Raw genomic sequence first — 20,337 nt, 5'->3', positions numbered from 1 at the left:
TAAATAGGCTCATAATATTTTACCAAAATGTCACACCCGACTTTCCGTAATAAACAATTACTTTTAGAAAAGAACTATTATAATGTGGTTTTATTTCCATTATACTACACGACGATTCTCTATTTCTCAATTTTCACAAAAAATGTCTAACCAATTATGCTCGCTTATGCAACACTTTTCTCTTTTAATACATTATAATGGATATTATCATTACGTAAAGGTCGTATCGTTTTGGAGAAAGAGGTGTTTGTCGTTGGCAGTAAGTGATATTGTAAAGCAATATGAAGACGAGCAGGGAAATGTCTATTATAAAATGAAAACACATGATATCGAGGTACAAGCTACACAAAATTCAGGGTTAGCGCCAGTTATTACTTACTTTATGGGTGACAAAGAGATTACTGATGATATTCGAAGTTTACGTTTTAGCCCTCGCACCCCTTCAAGTTATATTCAAGATTACGATGAATTTCAAACTATGCTATATGCTAAAGAACAACGTGCCATCAACGAACTATATGAACAAATGAGTATAAAACCTAAAAATATGTCTTCAGGAAAGCAATTATTATGGAGCTTTTTCGTAATTGTTATAGCGATGCTCCCACTATTAGTCGCAATCTGGTGGTACAATTAAACAAAGTTGTGCTTCCCTCTTCACGTACCCTCGATTGTTCAGTATTACCTACTTATTTTCGAAACTTTTTATTAACATTCCTAATCAGCTTGACAGACTTGTGAAAGTAGTGCATTCTTTATTCAATTACTTTTTGAGGAATGAAACATCATTCAAAAAAGATTTTCAATTATAAAAATAAAAGCGGCGAAGACTAGTACCTAGAAACTACTTGATCAGAGAGCGATGCCCATCGGCTGTAAGGCATTGCACAAGAAAGACTAAAGAACCTACTTCGTAATACGTCCTAGCTAACCTAGGCGCAGTCTCAAGCGTTATGAGTAAAGTGGAATGTCAATGACGTTCAATGTAGGTGGTACCACGGAAAGCAAACCTTTTCGTCCTAATTATTAGGATGAAAAGGTTTTTTTATTTTTAGCGAATCTTAATGTTTAAATCATAATGCAAATGTAATGGCGAATTGGAGGTATTGCAATGGAAAGAAAAAGAATCGTCGTCAAAATTGGGAGTAGCTCCTTAACAAATGCAAAAGGTGAAATTGATAAAATACGTTTAATGGACCATGTTCAAGCGATAGCTGAATTAAAAAAAGACGGTCATGAAGTATTGCTTGTTTCATCAGGTGCAGTTGCAGCAGGCTTTAAACAGCTAGGGTACCCTTCTCGTCCCGTCACAGTAAAAGGAAAGCAGGCTGCGGCAGCAGTTGGCCAAAGTTTACTTATTCAAATTTACAATGCGCTATTTAGCATATATGATATTGTACCTGCTCAAATTTTATTAACGCGTACTGATTTTTCAAAAAAGGAGCGCTATAAAAATGCCTATGCTACATTTGAAGAATTATTTGAGCGCTCCATACTACCAATCGTTAACGAAAACGATACAGTATCTGTTAGCGAATTAACCTTTGGAGATAACGACATGTTATCGGCACTAGTAAGTGGCCTTGTTCATGCCGATCAGCTCATTATCTTAACAGACATCAATGGTTTGTATAACGCCAATCCAACTAAAAACCCACATGCCAAACGAATTGATCGTTTAACAGAGGTATCTGATGAGATGCTTGGTTTTGCAGACGGTGCAGGCTCGAAGGTCGGTACAGGTGGTATGGAATCCAAATTACTGGCAGCCCGAGCAGCATTAAATGCAGGTGTCAAAGTATTTATTGGGACTGGGCACGGTGCTAAAAAGCTTGTCGACATCTTGAAAGGACATGGTGATGGTACATACGTTGAGCATGATGCGCTGGCTGTTTTAACAAATAATAAACAGTGGATTGCACTCACGGAAGTATCTGGTAAAATTTTTATAGATAGCGGTGCTGAGCATGCCTTATTGGCAAATGGAAAAAGCTTGTTACCCGCTGGTGTATACCGTGTTGAAGGCGACTTCGAAAATGGAGACGTTGTCGAGGTACACAGTGACAAGGGACTGCTTGGGCGTGGTGAGGTTTTATATTCTTCCCTAGAGTTAGCACATGCGATGGGAAAACGTACAGATGAGTTAGCGAATTATCCTATTGAGGTCATTCACCGAGATAAATGGCTAAAAATTCAAACAAACTAAGGAGGAATTCACATGACAAGTGAAGTTCAACAAAAAGGAAAGCTAGCAAAAGCCGCCAGCTATATTTTAAATATTAAAACAACTTGCGAAAAAAATGAGGCTCTCACAAAAATTGCTGAGCAATTAATCATTGACCAAGACACTATCATTGTTGAAAATGCAAAGGATTTAGCTCATGGTGAGAAACAGGGAATGCCTGCTTCTACACTTGATCGCATCATGCTAAATAAAGAACGAGTGGAAGCTATGTCAAGTGCTATTCAGTTACTTGTTGAATTAAATGATCCAGTAGGTAGTCTTCTAGAGAGAATAGAAAAAGATAATGGACTATTGATTGAAAAACGTCAAGTGCCAATTGGCGTTATCGGGATGATTTACGAGGCGCGACCTAATGTGACAGTGGATGCGGCAACATTATCATTGAAAACAGGTAATGCAGTCATTTTACGTGGCAGCTCTTCTGCCAAATTTTCTAATGTAGCACTTGTGGCAAGTATACATCGTGCACTTAGCAAAACGTCTATCCCTGTGGACGCTGTACAATTAATCGAGGATACGAATCGTGAAACTGTTAAAGAATTATTCCATTTAAAAGAATACTTAGATGTATTAATCCCTCGTGGCGGAAAAGCACTTATTGATTTAGTAGTAAATGAAGCCACTGTACCAGTGCTAGAGACAGGTGCTGGCAACTGTCATATTTATGTGGACCATTCGGCCGATTACATAAAAACAGAAAAAATTTGTATCAATGCGAAAACGCAACGCCCATCGGTTTGTAATGCAGCGGAAAGCTTACTTATTCATCCTGATTGGTTTAAGGAGCACGGCAAACAGCTACTAAATGCTATGCATCAAGCAGGTGTGACAATTATTGGTGATGAAACTGTTTGTCAAGCTCTTGAATTCGCTCAACTAGCAACAGCTGAAGACTATGCAACTGAATATTTAGATTTAAAGATCAGCGTTAAAATTGTGGAAAACGTTTATGAAGCAATCGAACACATTAATAAATACGGCACGAACCACTCTGAAGCCATCATGACTGAGGATCAGTTAGTAGCAGATACGTTCTTAAATAGCGTGGATGCTGCAGCTGTTTATCACAATGCCTCCACTCGCTTCACAGACGGTTTTGAATTTGGCTACGGTGCAGAAATCGGCATTAGTACGCAAAAATTACACGCTCGGGGTCCAATGGGTTTACCAGCATTAACATCAACAAAGTATTTCATTCACGGTAACGGCCAAATCCGGGAATAATTGCAAAACTATTAATGAAGAGTCGGCAGCGTGTGTCAACTGTCGGCCTTCTTTCTAGTAATCTCCAAGATGAGGCAGTTTGAATCTAAACCTGCGCAGATCTTCTATTAGCCGAGCAGTTACTAACTCTACCTAAGGGAAAACTTTGAAAACGGAGACGTTAAGTTTCCCCCTATCATAATTTTATAGAAAGAAGGTTTTGGATGAACATTTCAGCGATTATCAAACTAACTGTATCAATGGCCCTTTTTGGCTCTATTGGGTTTTTTACCGTTCATACTGGCGTACCTGCTACCGAGCTAGTATTTGTTAGATGTATTTGCGCTACCCTCTTTTTAGGAGGAATGTGGCTGATCACAGGTGGTCATAAAACAGAGATATGGGATAAAAAAGAAATATCACGCACACTTCTATGCGGTGTCTTTATTGTCTTAAACTGGGTATTTTTATTTAAAGCCTTTGAAGAAATGTCAATTTCCATTGCCATTTCAATCTATAATTTAGCACCAATATTCGTATTAATATTTGGCGCATTGTTTTTAAAAGAAAAGATGACTATTCAAGCATTGCTAGCAACAGTAACCTGCTTTATAGGCAGTATGCTCATTATCGGTTTAAATAATTTTATGTCACTCTCTGAATTTATGAAGTCAGGTTTTATTTGGGCATTACTGTCTGCATTGTTTTACGCGTTTACGATGCTCACAAGTAAAACGATCACAAAGCTTAGCTCCTATGCCTTAACATATATCCAAACCACAGTCGGAATTATCATACTATTGCCATTTGTTAATTTTTCATTATTTGAGAGCTTAACGACAACAAACTGGCTATATATTTTAGGGACGGGCTTTATTCATACAGGATTTGTTTACTATTTATTTTTTGATAGTATTCGTAGCCTTTCTACCATTCTAGTTTCAGTATTAGTATTTGTTGACCCAGTTGTGGCTATATTGCTTGATATGCTATTGCTTGATTTTATGCCGAGCTTCATGCAAACAGCTGGTATTGTATTAATTTTTGGTGGGATTTTTTACACAATTTACGTACCGAAGAAAAAGCGTGTGCCTCGTAGCAGAAGCGAAGCGTCAGCTACAGACCCCACCCACCTCTAAAGGTGAAAAGACGGAAGGTATGGTTCCTTTTCAGGTGATATCTAAACATCTACTGAAATAAGGAACTCAGTCTAAGTACTTGACGGAACGGTCATGCTGAGCGACGGATGCATTGTGCAGAGCGACAGATAGAAAGGTCAAAGTGACGGAGAGAGCCGCCAATGTCGTGGATAGCCTGCCTACCTTCCACTGCTTGAATCGCGAACATCGCTGATAAAACCACAAACATCGCTGATAAAACCGCGAACATCGCTGCTTGAATCGCTAAAAAGCTTGTTAGCAGCGGCCTGACAAAACGACGGATGCATTGCGCAGAGCGACAGGAAAGCCCACGACCTGTAGCAATTTTTCTGTGCGAAAGCGAAGCGACAGTAATATTTTATTTAAAGGAGATTTCCCCGTGAGTAAACTTTATGCAATTGGTGAATTATTAATTGATTTTACACCTACTGAACAAAATGCTTCCCTTGCTACAGTTGAGCAATTTACTAAAAATGCTGGTGGGGCTCCTGCCAATGTTGCCGCTGTTTGTGCAAAACTCGAGCAACAAGCTGCCCTCATTACACAGGTAGGTCAGGATGCTTTCGGAGATTTTCTCGTAGAAACGTTAAAAAAAGCCGATGTCGATACGAACTATATTGTTCAAACAGATAAGGGTGAAACAAGTCTAGCCTTTGTTTCCCTGACAAGTGATGGAGGTCGAGATTTCTTATTTTATCGTCGCCACGCAGCAGATTTACTTTACACCAAAGAACAACTCCCACCTAATTTATTAACAGATCACGATATTCTTCATTTTTGTTCAGTTAATTTAGTGGAAAGCCCTATGAAACATGCACATGTAGCATTGATTGAACAGGCCCATCAGGTAGGTAGTCTTGTTTCCTTTGATCCCAATGTTCGCTTGCCACTATGGAAAGATGAGAAGGCATGTCGTCGAACTATTTTAGAATTTTTACCAAAGGCACATATCGTTAAATTGTCCGAGGAGGAGCTTTTATTTTTAACAGCAAGTGAGGATGAAGAAACAGCAGTCCATTCATTATTTCAAGGGAAAGTACAAGTACTCCTAATTACTCGTGGCGCAGAAGGTGCAAGTCTTTATACTAAAAAGCATCATGTAAAGGTACCAGCTGACAACGTTGATGCGATTGATACTACTGGAGCAGGCGATGCCTTTATAGGAGCATTGTTAGCTATTCTTCTTAACGAGCAGATTACAGCGATCAATCTAGTCGAATTTTGTAAGGAGCAAGCTATCCCCCTTCTTACTTTTGCAAATCGCTATGCAGGAGCTTCGACCGAAAAGCATGGTGCTATTGCATCTTACCTTACGAAGCGTGAATTGCCTTTTAAATACAATATGATCTTTTGAAAATTTTGGCTGAAAATGGGACTAGGCAGACTTCCACTTAAATTATGAAAATGAATGACTAACCGACTCAATTAGCATATTAGATTACTTGAAAAGTCCAAAAGAAATCGAATAACATAATGGAAAATTTCTTCCCCACGATAGCTTCTCAAGCACTATTGTTAAGGAAATCTAGCAAAAAAACAGGCTACTCAAAAAATAACTTAGGTAGCCTGTTTTATTTTGAAGGAGAGGATACACTTGAAATTAGATCATGTTGTTGAAGTTTTACTTGAAAGTCTAAAGGATGATCAATATATTGAAGCTGTATTTTTAAGAGGATCGATGGCTAGAGAGGAGCATGATGAATTTTCAGATATCGATATTTATTGCGTTGTGAATGAAGAAAATGTCGCAGCTTTTTTGCCGAATCGCGTCCAACATATTGAAGCTTATAAGAAAACTTGTTTCATTGATGATATTTATATTATTGCACCTCAGCTATTAGTCGTATATGAAGATATGATTCATATCGATTTATTTACAGTAACGCTCACAGAAATTAGTGAAAAAGATGCTATTAAAATATTATTTGATCCAAATGGACTCCTTTCAGCTAAACAAAAGAATACTACTTTGTCATTAACTCCACTCGAATTTCAAGATGCTGTAGATGATACTGTCTGGTATTTGTATCAATATTATTGGGGTGCCCAACGTGGAAATGTGATTTGGAGTGTTCATTTACTGAGGAATAGTTTAGAACACTTCGCCAAAGTACTACTGCATAAGTATTGTCCTGAGCGGGCTTTACTTGGACTTAAAACGTTATCTAATTCATTACCCACTGACCCATTGCATGAAATAGTCGATATTATGAATTGTTTGAGCCTTGAAACTCATGAATTGGCAGTAAAAAAATTAGTGAACGCCTTCAGCAATGAATCAGATTGGATTTTTGAAAATGTGCCGAATAAAGAAAAAATTAAGCCCTTTTGGGGAAAAATAAAAGCGCTATTACATTAAAACAAAATAGCAAACTAACATTGGTTTGCTATTTTTTAAAATGAAAAATAAATACCACCACCACTACACCCTATTAAATTGTTTTTTTCATTAAAATATGTGGGATGCCACAATCCATAAATTCTTCGCCTTCACGCTTATAGCCTAATTTTTCATAAAAACCCTCTGCATAAGATTGTGCGTTTAATTTATATTTTGTTAAACCTTGTTCAAGTGCAATTTCCTCTAAACTTTGGATAATTACTTTTCCTAAACCAAATTTGCGGAATTCTATTAATATGCAGATACGCTCTAGTTTGCCATAGCCATCTACAACTCGCAGTCTGCCAGTGCCAACAGGTTGTTCGTTATAGTATACAAGAATATGATCACATGCTGCATCTAGTGTGTCGAATTCATCAAATTCTTCTTCCTCTGGTACCTGCTGCTCCTCTATAAAAACTTTTTGACGAATGGCAAATGCTGTTTGTAAATCTTGTTTATGTGTAATTTTTTTCGTGTTCATCTTTATATTCCTCCTCGTTTTTTGCTGTTAGGGACGTACTCTCCGTTGGTAGAACCTTGTTTTCCTCCGCTAGTTAAGCCGTCTACTTTTCCGGTAAAACTGCTTTTTCCGCCGCTATATTCGGCTATTGCGCCGCTAAAACTTCTTCTTCCGCCGGTAGACACATCATTTTCGCTGCTAAAACCACTTTTTCCGCCGCTAAAGACGCTGTGCGTGCGGAACCTCCACCTGTAGATATTATGAAGTGAAATTTCCTTGCATGGATGATAATATATAGTATAGAGCATTTTTTATTGCAAATACAATAATTTTTTCGGAGGCAATAAATGAAGGAAATTTTGCGAGATATTGGTGCGATTGCGCGGGCACTTGATTCCATTAGTAATATAGAGTTTAAAGAACTTGATTTAACAAAGGGACAATATTTGTATGTCACTCGTATCTGTGAAAACCCTGGTATTATTCAGGAAAAGGTAGCTGAACTATTGAAGGTAGATCGCACAACAGCCTCCCGAGCAATTCAAAAGTTGGAGACAAAAGGTTTTATAGAAAAGCGTAATGAAATGGGCAATAAGAAAAACAAACAGCTTTTCCCGACAGAGAAAAGTCTCAAAATTTATTCATTGTTAAAGCGAGAAGAAGACTACTCAAATGCTAGAGCATTAAATGGTTTTTCGTCTAAAGAAATTGACAGTATTCATGACTTATTAATACGTATTCGTCAAAATATTGAAACTGATTGGGAATATGTAAAGAAAGGACATACACGAAATTATTAAAGGCGATTCCATGCGCTTCTGAGCATTTGGGATCGCCTTCCTTTGCGAAGAATACCTTTTTAGCGATCTATAAATGTCAAATTGTGCTCCCATCTTTTCACCATTTTACTGTTGATTGATCGAACGTGTTTATTTAGCATGCATTGGTGCCAAAAATGATACTGCTGAAAAAATCATTCAAACACACTCTATAATTGAATTGATTAGGTGCTGATCTTTTGCGGGCCCCACATCGTCTCAATAGGCTTTTGAATTATTAAAAAAACAGCACCTGCTATTTTTACGCTTTTGAACGTGGATCGAAAAAATCGCGTAACGCATTACTAAGCATATACAAACCTAATACAAGTATTGTAATGGCTCCACCTGGTGCATAAGTGTACCAAGGTGCTCCAACTAAATAAGCTTGTGAATCTTTTAGCATTCGTCCCCAACTAGGATTTGGAGGCTGCACGCCAAGCCCTAAATAACTTAGTGCCGCTTCAGCAAGCATCGCAGTCGCAAATGTTACAGTTGCAGCGACGATAATTTGCGATGAAATATTGGGTAGTATATGGCGAAACATGATGCTATAGGGTTTTACGCCGATTAACTTTGCTGCTAATACATATTCATTGTTACGATGTTGGACGAAACCACTACGTGTAATTCTAGCAATGGCTGGTATGGCGATAATGCCTAATGCAATAGCTGTATTAACAATCCCCGGTCCAAATACCGCAACGAGCATTAAAGCTAAAATTATACCTGGAAAAGCCATTAATGCATCCATTATGCGCATAAAGATTTCATCAATCCAGCCACCCACATACCCCGCTATACCACCAATTAAAATACCTAAAATTGTTCCGATAGATACAGTTAGTAGACCGACTGCAAACGCCGTTTGTGTTCCTTTCATCATACGGCTAAAAATATCCCGACCAAATTCATCCGTACCAAAAAGATAATCACTACTTGGACTTCGTAATTTTTGAGGTATATTCATCGAGTTCACATCATGTGGTGTATAAAAAAAGCTGATAATCATTACAATTAGAAAACCGACAATGACTAGTAGACCAATGATTAAATTGATATTTTTTCTGTACCTTTGTCTATTCTTCATCGTATCCCCTCTCATCGTAACCGGATTCTAGGATCTAACACAGAATATAAAATATCGACCATAAAATTGATCATGACTACCGCTACTGTAATATACATAACGATTCCCTGTACTAATGGAAAGTCACGATTACTAATAGCCGTGATGAGGAGTTGACCGACACCCGGTAGTGAAAATACTTGCTCCACAATAATTGTCCCTGCTACAACTTCAGCCATGATTAATCCAAATACCGTTAATATTGGAATCATCGAATTTTTTAAGACATGCTTATACATAACATTTTGCTCAGACATCCCTTTACTACGAACCGTACGTACATAATCGAGCTGATTTTGCTCTAAAATAGCCGAACGCACATAGCGGAAATTGACCGCAATTTGTGGAATCGCTATTGTTAACGCTGGCAGAACAAGTGTACTTAACGCTCCTGTTACACTTTGCGTCCACGGAATATACCCACTTATTTTAAAGAAGCTGAATTGCATGCCAATATACAAAATAAGAATCATCCCAAGCCAGAAAGAAGGAATGGCCATGCCAACTTGTGTCACTGTCGACAACGAGACATCACTAAGCTTATTTTGTCTTCTCGCTGCAAACATCCCCAATGGTAAGGAAATGAGTAGCACAATTAAGAGCGTGAGCCCAGCCAATGACATCGTTACAGGTAGTCTGTCGAACAGTAAATCTTTTACTGGCATCGAAAAACGAATGGAACTTCCTAATTCCCCTGTCAATAATCCCTTCATCCAATCTGTATATTGCTCGTAAAGGGGGCGATTTAAGCCAAGCTCTGATCGCATATTTTCAATTTGTGTAGGATCCGCTTCCGTGCCTAACATTGTCCGAACCGGATCACCAGGTAAAATTTGAAAAACACCGAATGTAATGATCGATACTAGAAGGATGGTTGTTAGTAACAGAATGAATCGACGTACTATATACATCATCTAGCACTCATCCCTTTCTAGTTAGAAAATTTAACCTCAGACATATCATGGTACCAGAATGGGTAGCTCTTTAATCCGGTAACTTTTTTATTAGAACCCCAAACAATCTGATAATCTGCGATGTAAACCGCTGCTGCCTGCTCAGCTAAAATTTCCTGTGCACGATAATAATAGTCAATTTGTTTTGCCGGATCTCTTTCCTTTAAAACATTTTCCATAATTTTGTCGTATTCAGCATTTTTAAATTTGAAGAAGTTTTCACTTTCATTTGTTGAAATGTAATCATTTAAAATATCATAGGCAGAGGCACGACCTGTTAAATCGATTGTTGTCATTTGATAGTCGCGACCAAAGTAAACTCGGTCTAGCCAAATGCCCCACTCTACTACTTCAATTTCCACATCAATACCAATTTCCTTTAAATTAGCCGCTACGATTTGCGCGATATTTGAATACATATCATTATGCGAAGATACTGTAATTTTTGTTTTAAAGCCATTAGGATAGCCTGCTTCTGCTAATAATGCTTTGGCTTTTTCCACATCTCGCTTATACTTATTTTCCAAACCTTTCTTTTGATAATCCCCCATCGCTGGACTCATATTTGAACCAAGTGGTACAGCATAGCCTGCAAATACTGAATCGATAATGTCGGACTTATTAACAGCGTAGTTAATTGCTTGACGGACCTTTACATTATTAAAAGGAGCTTTCATTTCATTAAATGTAACGATTAATGATGAGTTATTATTTTGATGAGATAAGTTATAGTTATTTTCTACTTCACTTACGCGCTGCCAAGGTACACTCGTTAAATCGACTTCATTGGCCATTAAACTCATAATCGCCGCTTGATCATCCGATTGGAAGGTAAATGTCACTTTATTCAAGTATGGTAACCCTTCCTGCCAATAGTGTTCATTTTTCTTCAATTCTAAATTAGAACCCGGAGAATATTTAACATAAGCAAATGGCCCAGTACCTATTGGATTTTCATTATGTTTTCCATCATTACTTTTTGGTAAGATGGCTGATTGTCGAGCAGTACATGAATATAAGAAGTTGGAGTTCGGCTCTTTTAGCTTGATCACAAATGTATTGGCATCAGGTGCTTCTGTTGACGCAACATTATCAAAACTATTTGACATCTTTTCGCCACCGTTTTTCCCCATTAAACGATCAAATGAATATTGAATATCCTCAACCGTTAAATCCTCACCATTATGAAATTTAACACCCGGACGAATTTTGAATGTATATGTTAAACCATCGTCAGATAATGAATAGCTTTCGGCTAGCCCTTCTTTTAAAGTACCATCTGTTTCTGGTGCCATAAGTCCCTCAAAAATATTGAGTATCATTTGGTAAGATATAGATGCTGTTGCTTTATGTGGATCTAAAAAATCTGGGTCATCATTTATACGTACTACGATGTCTTGAGGTAAATCTGCTACTGTTTTTCCTCCAGAACTTGCATCTTTTTTGTCATCATTTGAACAGGCACTAACGAGTAAAACTACTATCAATGTCAACAACAGCCTCAACCAATTGTTCTTCAGACTCACGTTATTTCCCCCTATTCCCTATGTGCTTATTTGAATGCTTTTATAGCTTTCTACTCCAGCTAATTTATCAGCAGCTTTAATGCCAGTAATGATCGCTTCCTCCATAGCTCTTGTAGCCAAATGGCCCAAATAGTCAACTGGGTATCTTTTATCCCCCGTGCCAAGCACGAAAATCGTATCCCCATCCAGCATTGTGTGTACAGGATAGATTGTTCGCGCGAGTGCATTTTGTGTAAGCTGGGCTATTTTTTTTGCCTCTACTTTTGTCAGCTTGGCATTCATTGCAATAACACCAATTGTCGTATTCGTACCAGGTAATCCTTCCGATTGCATATGCTTCTCTAAATAAGCACAACAATCAAGCCATTCTCCTGCTTGTAGATTCCTTGCACCTGCTAGCGTTTCTCTTGTATTAGGATCTTTTACATCCCCAACAGCGTTAACAGCAACAATAGCACCCACTACAACCCCCTCTTTGCCGGCTATAGAGGCGCTACCTAGTCCCCCTTTCATACAATATTGAGGACCTGCCAATTTCCCTACAGTCGCACCATAACCAGCTCCTGTATTACCATTTGCCAATGGACCAACAACCGCACTCTTTGCCGCTTTATAGCCCATTAAAGCAGTAGGTCTTGTCTTGGGATCACCGATAAATAAATCGAACAGCACCGCACTAGGAACTATTGGAATCGTAGCAACACCTACCTTTACTCCAACTCCCTGCTCCTCTAAAAATCGCGTAACTCCTGTAGCAGCATCCAATCCGAATGCACTTCCTCCTGACAAGCAAATCCCATGAGCATGATCAATTTCATTAATAGGATCAAGTGCATCAGTCTCTCGAGTGCCTGGTGCTGAGCCTCTTACATCGACACCGCAAACAGCACCATCTTCCACTAAAATCGCTGTACAGCCTGTAATGCCATCACTATGTTCTGCATGCCCAACTTTAACGCCAGGCACATCTGTAATATTTCCAAACATCGTACACACCTCGCTTAGCTTAGTAGACTGATTTTTCGGCTATTTTTCATATAAAAAGCACGCTACCCGTTGATGGTTATTTTCTTCCTGAAGCACAGGCCGTTCTTGATGACATCTGTTCATCACATAGGGACAACGTGTATGAAACGCACAGCCTACAGGCGGATTCATCGGGCTTGGCAATTCACCTTGTAACGGTATTTCTTGTTTCGGTTGATTAAAATTGATAACTGGAATGGCTGATAGTAAAGCCTGCGTATATGGATGCAGAGGATTCGCATATAACTCCTTCTTCGTGCCTATTTCTACTACCCTCCCTAAATACAACACAGCCACTCGATCGCTAATATGTTTTACAACGCTTAAATCATGTGAAATAAATAAATAGGTCAAATGAAATTCATCCTGTAAATCCATCATTAAGTTTAAGACCTGTGACTGGACCGAAACATCTAGTGCAGATACAGGCTCATCCGCAATAATGAACGCTGGATGAATAGCAAGAGCCCGAGCAATCCCGATTCGTTGTCTTTGACCGCCAGAAAATTCATGCGGGAACTTTTGCATAACATCTTCTGGTAGACCTACCTTTTGTAAAAGCTCCTTGACACGTTCTTTACGTTGCTCTTTCGTTATTGTTAATTGCAGTTTCATCGGTTCTTCGATAATGGCACCTATTCGCATACGAGGATTGAGTGATGCAAAAGGATCCTGAAAAATCATTTGCATTTGATTGCGAAAAGTTTGCAACTTACTCCCCTTTAACTGTTGAATGGGCTGTCCTTTATATAAAATTTCTCCCTCGGTTGGTTCGACGAGTTTTAAAATAGTTCGGCCAAACGTTGATTTTCCGGAGCCGGATTCTCCTACAATGCCAAGCGTCTCGCCGCGGAAAATTTCAAGCGAAATATCATCGACTGCTTTAATGACTTTTTTCTCTTCCTTCATCGACTTACGTTTCACAGGAAAGTAGGCTTTTAAATGATTAATTTCAAGCAAAACTTCTTTCTTCGTCATGATCAAGCACCCCTTTCTCCATAAATAAATGACAGCGCACTTTATGCTCGTCTTGAATATGGATTACCTCCGGCTGCACGTTATGACATTGTGCCATCGCAAACGGACAGCGTGGTGCAAAGCGACAGCCCTCTGGTAAAGCATAAGCTGGTGGAACCGCGCCAGGGATTGACGGCAACCTTTTAACAACTGTCTCTAAATTAGGCATTGTTTTTAAAAGAGCAGCTGTATACGGATGCTTTGGATTCATAAAAAGCTCTCGCACAGATGCTTCTTCTACGATTTGTCCTGCATACATAACCAAAACGCGGTCTGCCGTTTCTGCTACGACGCTCATATCATGTGTAATAAATAATATAGCCGAACGATGTTTTTCCTTCATCTTTATCATAAGCTTTAAAATTTGTGCCTGTACGGTTACATCAAGTGCCGTTGTGGGCTCATCCGCAATCAGCAGCTGAGGGTTATTGGACATGGCAATAGCAATCATGACACGCTGGCGCATTCCACCTGATAATTGGTGGGGATATTCAGCAATAATCTTTTCCGCATTCGCAATACCGACTTCTTTTAACAACTGGAGAGATTTCTCTCTCGCCTCTTTTTTTGAAATCCTTTGATGTCTACGAATACCTTCTATTATTTGATTACCGATTGTAAACACAGGATCTAATGATGTCATCGGTTCTTGAAAAATCATACTAATTTCATTGCCTCTTATATTGCTCATCTCTTTATTTTTATAGTCTAAGAGATTTTTACCATTTAATTTAATCGTACTAGCTGTCATTTCTCCTGGCGGTATGGGCAGTAATCGCATTATCGATAACGATGTAATACTTTTACCGCTTCCAGACTCCCCTACAAGCGCAACGGTTTCTCCTTTACGAATCGTAAAGCTTACATCATCAACAACTTTTGCCTCTTTACCATTTTTTAAATGGAATTTAATTTTTAAATGATTTACCTCTAAGAGCACTTGATTTTCTCTTGACTGATCCATATGCATTCCTCCATCTCACATTTGATTTGGTGGTGCATAGCGTATCGCGATATTTTTCATTTGTGTATAATTTCTCAACGCGACAAAACCTTTTTCCCGGCCAATGCCGCTCTTTTTATAGCCACCAAACGGCATTTGAATACCGCCTGCTGCACCATAGTTATTAACAAATACTTGTCCTGCTTTTATACGGTTTGCAACATAATGCGTAGTATCTAAATCCTTCGACCAAACGCCTGCAACTAAACCATAATCTGTACTGTTCGCTAAAGTAATTGCTTCCTCAACGGTATTAAACGTCAATACCGTCAACACCGGCCCGAAAATTTCCTCCTGTGCAAGTGCATCGTTAGCTGCTACTCCTGCAAGTATTGTTGGTTCAACATAGTATCCTTTTTCATAGCCCGCAATCGTCAGTGTCTCTCCACCAGTAATCACGTAACCATCTTCTTTCGCCTTTTGCAGCAGTGTTGAAATTTTCGTATATTGTCGTTCATTAAGAAGTGGACCCATATCAACGTCTGCCTCACCTGGACCAACTCTTAAAGCTTGAAATTTCTGCACTAACTGAGCAATGAATTTTTCTTTAGCACTTTCTTCAATCAGTAATCTAGCTCCTGCAGAGCATGTTTGCCCGGCATTCTGAATAATGGCACGTACAACACCCTCAAGTGCTTGCTCCATGTTGGCATCCGCAAAAACAATATTTGGTGATTTCCCACCAAGCTCTAACGTAACAGGTACAACATTTTCAGCAGCTGATTTCATCACTGCAATTCCTGTTGGTACAGAGCCTGTAAATGTAATATGATTGATATCAGGATGAGATGTTAAATACGGCCCTACATCGCGACCTAAGCCTGTAATATGCTGAAAAATACCTCTCGGCAATTTATCAGCAAACCATTCCGTTATAGCGTGCGTAGTTAATGGCGTATCTTCCGCACTTTTGACAATTACTGCATTGCCAGTAGCAATTGCAGCTGCTACACTTCTCGCTGTGATTTGAATAGGATAATTCCAAGGCACGATATGTACGGTAATTCCAACAGGCTCTAACACTACCGCATTTAAAATGCCGTCTTCAATGGGAATCGTGTCCCCCATTACTTTATCAGCAGCTCCCCCATAAAACTCAAAATAGCGAGCTGCCGCTTCAATATCGGCTCTTGCTTGTGTTAATGGCTTACCAACGTCACGACATTCTAATAAACTCCATTCCTCTGCATGCTTGCGTATATAGCGTGCAAGTTCAACAAGTAGCTGTCCCCGTTCATATGCCTTTATTTTCCTCCACTCTTCACTTTCAAACGCTACACGTGCAGCACGTACAGCCTCGTCGACATGCGTTTTACTCGCATTCGTAATCTGAGCCATGACTTCACCAGTAGAGGGGTTCATAATATCTAATACGGCCTCGTCCATAGCACCGTAAACCCACTCACCATTTATAAACATCGGAATTTTTTTCACTTTATCCCTCCTAAAGTCCGCGACCACCGTCTACATGTAATGTCGTTCCAGTAACCATACCCGCTGCATCAGAAAGTAAATAACTTACTGCTCCCGCAATGTCTGATGGATTCACTAAGCGTCCAAGGGGGATCGATTGAACAAAAACACTTTGCGTTGTTTGCTCGATGTCTGCTCCTTGTGGCGTAAATTGGCCGAGCATCTGAGTATCGGCTGGCCCTGGGTGAATCGTGTTAACACGTATTTGGCAAGGTGCTAGCTCAAGAGCCAAAGCACGTGTAAAACTTTCCGCCGCCCCTTTAGAAGCAATATAAGCTTGTAACCCTGGGCGTGGGCGTACAGCAGAAATGGAAGCGATCGTAATAATTGAACCTTTGTGCAGCTCTTTCATGTACGGAACGACTGCCTTTGTTGTAATAAACAAACTTTTAACATTGACATCCATTAACCGGTTCCATTCGTCCATCGTTACTTGCTCAAGCGGTGTTGCTGCTTGCGCTATACCAAGCGCATTGACAAGTCCATCAATGCGTCCATACTTGTCAAAAACCTGCTTGAACACTTCGTTCACACACTGCTCTTGTAAGACATTGATTTCAAAGCACTGTAAAGTATCCTGCGCTAAATCACTTAACGAAGCTATTGATAAATCTAGCCCAATTACTATATTGCCCTGCGCAAGTTGTTCCTGAATAATGGCTTTCCCCATACCACCCCCTGCACCTGTAACGATAATGACCTGTTGTTCTACTGCCATGCTATACACCCCTTGCCGCTAAATTCATTTTGATAATTTCCTGACAAATGGCATCTCCCATTTGCGCTGTTGTCGCCTGTCCACCAATATCTGCAGTTTTCACAACACCATCTCGAAGCACCTTCTCAATCGCACTCACAATTAACTGTTCTATATCTGGTCTCCCAATATGTCCAAGTAACAAAGCAAGTGACCAAATTTGTGCGATCGGGTTTGCTATGCCCTTCCCGGCGATATTTGGTGCTGACCCATGCACAGGCTCAAACATAGACGGAAATTTTTTCTCCGGATTTAAATTAGCTGATGGTGACAACCCAAGACCACCAACAATAGCTGACCCTAAATCTGATAAAATATCTCCAAATAAATTGGAGGCAACGACAACCTGAAAATCTTGTGGTCGCTCTACGAAATAAGCTACTAAAGCATCGATATAGATAGATTCAAACCCTAGCGCAGGTGAGCTTTGTGCTAGAACTCTATTAGCATGCTCATCCCAAAACTTCATGGAATGGATAATGGCATTCGATTTTGTCGCACTCGTAATTTTGGTTTTGCCATTTTTATAGGCATAATCACAGGCGGCTTGGACAATTTTTTCAATACCGATACGTGTCATAATCGTATTTTGAATCGTCATTTCCTGCGGTTGATTATGATAAACCCGCCCACCACTATCGGAATATTCCCCCTCCGTATTTTCCCGGAAAATCACAAAATCAATATCCCTTCCGTTAGCAAGCGGTGAGGCTATGCCAGGTAATGATTTAATCGGACGGAAATTAACATATTGCTGGAAGCTTTTTCGTATCGGCATAATTAATTCCCATACAGTCACATTATCCGGAACACGAGCATCTCCAATTGCCCCGAATAAAATCGCATCGTATGCTTTTAATATGTCTAATGCATTGTCTGGCATCATACGACCGTGCTTGAGGTAGTAATCGGAGCTCCAAGGAAAAATGGTTGTTGCTATTTGTAAAGATGAATCATGTTCCTGAAGAGAATTCAGTACCTTTAATGCTTCCACCATAACTTCCTTTCCAATGCCATCGCCTGGAATGATTGCGATTTTTGTGTAAGTCATTGTGCATCACCTGCTAAAAAATTTAGTGCTGCCAAACGGTAAATGGCTGTTGTTTCTGCTAATTCTTCAATATCGACATATTCGTCAATTTGATGAGGAATATCACGATCACCCGCTCCAACGGTAACGATTGGTACTCCATGTACATGAAGGAACGTTCCATCCGTAGCCCCTGGAACACCGTTATATTTTGGCTCTTTTCCCGTTACCTCAGCGACTGCCTCATAAATGGCTTGTACAACAGGATCCTCCTTCGCTGTTGCTGTTGCAGGACGATTATCTAGCACTGTTAGCTCAACTTTAAAATCTGGATCATCTGCTTGCAGACGTTTAATAATGGCATCAATTTTACCGAGAAGCTCATCATGATCCTGTGCAGGGACTGTACGAATATCAAGTGTTGTCATACAATGATCAGGGATGACATTAATTTGGGCATCTCCTTTTACAGGTGCTCGTAAAATCGTTGGTGTAATAGATGGCCAATGGAGCATCGGATCACGTCCTAAACGTGCTTGCTCTTCTTTTTCTAATTTTTCAAGCTCTACAATAAAACGTGCCATGCGCCAGTTCGGATTAATGCCACTCCAAGAAATTGCACCGTGCGCCATTTTACCGAAAATATCTACTTTCAAACGTATTGCGCCACGCTGTGCAATACAAACATTGTTTTCCTCTGGCTCACAAATAATCGCCCCATCCACATCATCTGCCCAGCCATTTTTTATAAAGTGTTTAATCCCAAGCATCATTCCTTCTTCATCACATGGAATACATAAAATAATCTTGCCTGTAAATTCCTCCTGGTTCAGTAACAACGACTGACAAGCTGTAATCATACAAGCAAGATTTCCTTTTGTATCATTTGTGCCTCGGCCATACATTCGACCATCAATAATTTCTGCACTGAATGGATCGTACGTCCATGCCTCACGATTTCCTTCTGTAACGACATCTGTGTGTCCTTCAAAGAGTAGTGTTTTTCCTGGCTTACCCGAATCAATAATACCAATAACATTCGGCCTTCCGGGCATAACCTCCTCTACATGTGTTTCTATCCCAATATCACGTAAATATTGAGCGACAAAATTCGCAACTTGTTGTTCATTGCCATTTGGATCACCTTCTCGATAAACGCTATCTATTCGTACTAGCTTTTGTGTTAGCTCGATAACTGCTTGTCGGTCGCGCATATAAGATTCCGTTGTCTTTAAACTTGTTACTGCCATTCAAATGCCCCCTTGTTTTTAGAATATTCTAGAAATCAATGATGCCTCGAAATAATAGCGTTCGGAATCGGCTTTGTGCTTAGGCCTGCACGAGGGCCGACGCGATGTCGGTCATTTCCGTAATGCCACAGGACGTGGCGCTTTTACCGATGCAGGTCAGTTAGCCGTTATCGCATGGATGCAATCATTTTAGGCTAACGTCCTAAGTGAACTCCTTTCCGATTCCGTGACATCCGCTGGAAGCTTTAACATTGTCCTATTAGACAAGTATTAGACACTTTGTTAATAATACATAAAATGCTATTAACTTTTTGTTTAGTAGTAAAAAGTTAGAAAACAACAAAATTATCTATCTTATGTTGTTTTTCGATAATAAAAGCTCAGACATTTACCATAATGTGGGATGCATTTCCGTTCTATTGAGCTCTTTCCGAGGAAGTTCGATTTTCACAACAATCAACCTATTCGCATGTCGTAGGTTTTATCAAAATACCACCTCATTTTTAGGTGATAAAAAAATAACTAGCTTTTCCATTTTAAGCTGTTTTCGAAAGGCTGTTTTCATATAGATTCTGCTCTCTTGAAAATACTAATTACGGTTGAGTATTGTTCAATAATGTGGAGATATGTGTATGAAGCAGTCGGAGAATTGGGAAAAGCAGATCAACTAGCCTTATTTAAGGCAATGAAACAAGATCTATATCCAAAAGAAGAAAATAAAATGCAAAAATTACTTCCTATGATCAAGGAGTCTCGCTTTTCGTCTGATTTAGGTTGTCTTCATTGCGGAAGTACTGCCGTAATCGTAGACGGGCATATTTTTTTAAGCTTTAAGAAATTATGTAAGGAGAGTTGTTCTTTTTGGAAAGTATGAGGAAGTTTTGGAGAAATTGCTCCAATAAAT

At 39.4% G+C, this 20,337-nt stretch carries 19 protein-coding genes; 8 read left to right on the top strand and 11 right to left on the bottom strand.

From position 1 onward, the window contains the following. The first annotated feature begins 253 nt into the window (after nucleotides 1-253). The 6 genes from PVA17_RS07110 to PVA17_RS07085 all read left to right on the top strand — a co-directional run bounded on the left by PVA17_RS07110 (nucleotide 254) and on the right by PVA17_RS07085 (nucleotide 6,967). Nucleotides 254-637 (top strand): sodium:proton antiporter, encoded by a 384-nt coding sequence (locus tag PVA17_RS07110; protein ID WP_132358828.1) that lies wholly within the window; start codon nucleotides 254-256, stop codon nucleotides 635-637. Between the two features lie 474 nt (nucleotides 638-1,111). Next, nucleotides 1,112-2,206, top strand: a complete 1,095-nt coding sequence (gene proB, locus PVA17_RS07105) for a glutamate 5-kinase (RefSeq protein WP_132358830.1) — start codon at nucleotides 1,112-1,114, stop codon at nucleotides 2,204-2,206. A gap of 12 nt (nucleotides 2,207-2,218) precedes the next feature. After that, on the top strand, nucleotides 2,219-3,469 hold the full coding sequence (locus tag PVA17_RS07100; protein ID WP_274067280.1) for a glutamate-5-semialdehyde dehydrogenase: 1,251 nt from the start codon (nucleotides 2,219-2,221) through the stop codon (nucleotides 3,467-3,469). A gap of 203 nt (nucleotides 3,470-3,672) precedes the next feature. Beyond that, entirely contained in the window at nucleotides 3,673-4,587 is a 915-nt protein-coding gene (locus PVA17_RS07095; RefSeq protein WP_132358834.1) for a DMT family transporter, read from the top strand. Nucleotides 4,588-4,987: 400 nt separating this feature from the next. After that, nucleotides 4,988-5,962, top strand: a complete 975-nt coding sequence (locus PVA17_RS07090) for a carbohydrate kinase family protein (RefSeq protein WP_274067279.1) — start codon at nucleotides 4,988-4,990, stop codon at nucleotides 5,960-5,962. Between the two features lie 240 nt (nucleotides 5,963-6,202). After that, nucleotides 6,203-6,967 (top strand): nucleotidyltransferase domain-containing protein, encoded by a 765-nt coding sequence (locus tag PVA17_RS07085; protein ID WP_274067278.1) that lies wholly within the window; start codon nucleotides 6,203-6,205, stop codon nucleotides 6,965-6,967. A gap of 73 nt (nucleotides 6,968-7,040) precedes the next feature. On the opposite strand, the gene PVA17_RS07080 is transcribed toward PVA17_RS07085, so the two are convergent. After that, a complete protein-coding gene (locus PVA17_RS07080; protein WP_132358840.1) occupies nucleotides 7,041-7,472 on the bottom strand; it encodes a GNAT family N-acetyltransferase in 432 nt (143 codons plus the stop codon). 326 nt (nucleotides 7,473-7,798) lie between these two features. Here PVA17_RS07080 and PVA17_RS07075 point away from each other — a divergent pair, with 326 nt between their 5' ends. Beyond that, the gene (locus tag PVA17_RS07075; protein ID WP_132358842.1) at nucleotides 7,799-8,251 is read left to right on the top strand and encodes a MarR family winged helix-turn-helix transcriptional regulator; all 453 of its coding nucleotides are present in this window, start codon (nucleotides 7,799-7,801) and stop codon (nucleotides 8,249-8,251) included. Nucleotides 8,252-8,531: 280 nt separating this feature from the next. On the opposite strand, the gene PVA17_RS07070 is transcribed toward PVA17_RS07075, so the two are convergent. Genes PVA17_RS07070 through PVA17_RS07025 form a run of 10 tightly spaced genes read right to left on the bottom strand, consistent with a single transcriptional unit; the run spans nucleotide 8,532 to nucleotide 19,433 of the window. Next, nucleotides 8,532-9,359 carry an ABC transporter permease gene (locus tag PVA17_RS07070; protein ID WP_132358844.1) on the bottom strand — a complete coding sequence of 276 codons (828 nt, stop codon included), beginning with the start codon at nucleotides 9,357-9,359 and terminating at the stop codon, nucleotides 8,532-8,534. Nucleotides 9,360-9,370: 11 nt separating this feature from the next. Next, nucleotides 9,371-10,312, bottom strand: coding sequence for an ABC transporter permease (locus tag PVA17_RS07065; RefSeq protein WP_274067277.1), 942 nt, complete (start codon nucleotides 10,310-10,312; stop codon nucleotides 9,371-9,373). A gap of 17 nt (nucleotides 10,313-10,329) precedes the next feature. Continuing rightward, on the bottom strand, nucleotides 10,330-11,871 hold the full coding sequence (locus PVA17_RS07060; RefSeq protein WP_483308011.1) for an ABC transporter substrate-binding protein: 1,542 nt from the start codon (nucleotides 11,869-11,871) through the stop codon (nucleotides 10,330-10,332). Between the two features lie 24 nt (nucleotides 11,872-11,895). After that, complete coding sequence (locus PVA17_RS07055) at nucleotides 11,896-12,864, bottom strand: P1 family peptidase (RefSeq protein ID WP_274067275.1); 969 nt, start codon at nucleotides 12,862-12,864, stop codon at nucleotides 11,896-11,898. A 39-nt stretch (nucleotides 12,865-12,903) separates the two neighbouring features. Beyond that, complete coding sequence (locus PVA17_RS07050) at nucleotides 12,904-13,881, bottom strand: ABC transporter ATP-binding protein (protein ID WP_274067274.1); 978 nt, start codon at nucleotides 13,879-13,881, stop codon at nucleotides 12,904-12,906. After that, complete coding sequence (locus PVA17_RS07045) at nucleotides 13,856-14,884, bottom strand: ABC transporter ATP-binding protein (RefSeq protein WP_274067273.1); 1,029 nt, start codon at nucleotides 14,882-14,884, stop codon at nucleotides 13,856-13,858. Before PVA17_RS07045 ends, PVA17_RS07050 begins: the two co-directional genes overlap by 26 nt. Before the next feature lie 15 nt (nucleotides 14,885-14,899). After that, a complete protein-coding gene (locus PVA17_RS07040; RefSeq protein WP_274067272.1) occupies nucleotides 14,900-16,357 on the bottom strand; it encodes an aldehyde dehydrogenase family protein in 1,458 nt (485 codons plus the stop codon). A 10-nt stretch (nucleotides 16,358-16,367) separates the two neighbouring features. Further along, nucleotides 16,368-17,114, bottom strand: a complete 747-nt coding sequence (locus tag PVA17_RS07035) for an SDR family NAD(P)-dependent oxidoreductase (protein ID WP_274067271.1) — start codon at nucleotides 17,112-17,114, stop codon at nucleotides 16,368-16,370. A gap of 1 nt (nucleotide 17,115) precedes the next feature. After that, on the bottom strand, nucleotides 17,116-18,204 hold the full coding sequence (locus tag PVA17_RS07030; RefSeq protein WP_274067270.1) for a tartrate dehydrogenase: 1,089 nt from the start codon (nucleotides 18,202-18,204) through the stop codon (nucleotides 17,116-17,118). Further along, nucleotides 18,201-19,433: a M20 family metallopeptidase gene (locus PVA17_RS07025; protein ID WP_274067269.1), complete on the bottom strand. Its 1,233-nt coding sequence runs from the start codon at nucleotides 19,431-19,433 to the stop codon at nucleotides 18,201-18,203. The genes PVA17_RS07030 and PVA17_RS07025 overlap by 4 nt, the downstream gene beginning before the upstream one ends. A 649-nt stretch (nucleotides 19,434-20,082) precedes the next feature. Between PVA17_RS07025 and PVA17_RS07020 the strand changes: the two genes are divergently transcribed. Continuing rightward, complete coding sequence (locus tag PVA17_RS07020; RefSeq protein ID WP_274067268.1) at nucleotides 20,083-20,307, top strand: hypothetical protein; 225 nt, start codon at nucleotides 20,083-20,085, stop codon at nucleotides 20,305-20,307. Nucleotides 20,308-20,337: the final 30 nt, after the last annotated feature.

The organism is Lysinibacillus sp. CNPSo 3705, assembly GCF_028674935.1.
Taxonomy (GTDB): Bacteria; Bacillota; Bacilli; order Bacillales_A; family Planococcaceae; genus Lysinibacillus.
Note: the sequence above shows the minus strand (reverse complement) of the source record. Positions and strands in the feature narration are given on the sequence as shown.

What these genes read in the sequence shown, in the direction of transcription:
- proB (WP_132358830.1), top strand. Translation starts at nt 1,112, where the DNA reads ATGGAAAGAAAAAGAATCGTCGTCAAAATTGGGAGTAGCTCCTTAACA.
- PVA17_RS07100 (WP_274067280.1), top strand. Translation starts at nt 2,219, where the DNA reads ATGACAAGTGAAGTTCAACAAAAAGGAAAGCTAGCAAAAGCCGCCAGC.
- PVA17_RS07095 (WP_132358834.1), top strand. Translation starts at nt 3,673, where the DNA reads ATGAACATTTCAGCGATTATCAAACTAACTGTATCAATGGCCCTTTTT.
- PVA17_RS07080 (WP_132358840.1), bottom strand. Translation starts at nt 7,472, where the DNA reads ATGAACACGAAAAAAATTACACATAAACAAGATTTACAAACAGCATTT.
- PVA17_RS07075 (WP_132358842.1), top strand. Translation starts at nt 7,799, where the DNA reads ATGAAGGAAATTTTGCGAGATATTGGTGCGATTGCGCGGGCACTTGAT.
- PVA17_RS07070 (WP_132358844.1), bottom strand. Translation starts at nt 9,359, where the DNA reads ATGAAGAATAGACAAAGGTACAGAAAAAATATCAATTTAATCATTGGT.
- PVA17_RS07065 (WP_274067277.1), bottom strand. Translation starts at nt 10,312, where the DNA reads ATGATGTATATAGTACGTCGATTCATTCTGTTACTAACAACCATCCTT.
- PVA17_RS07055 (WP_274067275.1), bottom strand. Translation starts at nt 12,864, where the DNA reads ATGTTTGGAAATATTACAGATGTGCCTGGCGTTAAAGTTGGGCATGCA.
- PVA17_RS07050 (WP_274067274.1), bottom strand. Translation starts at nt 13,881, where the DNA reads ATGACGAAGAAAGAAGTTTTGCTTGAAATTAATCATTTAAAAGCCTAC.
- PVA17_RS07045 (WP_274067273.1), bottom strand. Translation starts at nt 14,884, where the DNA reads ATGGATCAGTCAAGAGAAAATCAAGTGCTCTTAGAGGTAAATCATTTA.
- PVA17_RS07035 (WP_274067271.1), bottom strand. Translation starts at nt 17,114, where the DNA reads ATGGCAGTAGAACAACAGGTCATTATCGTTACAGGTGCAGGGGGTGGT.
- PVA17_RS07030 (WP_274067270.1), bottom strand. Translation starts at nt 18,204, where the DNA reads ATGACTTACACAAAAATCGCAATCATTCCAGGCGATGGCATTGGAAAG.
- PVA17_RS07025 (WP_274067269.1), bottom strand. Translation starts at nt 19,433, where the DNA reads ATGGCAGTAACAAGTTTAAAGACAACGGAATCTTATATGCGCGACCGA.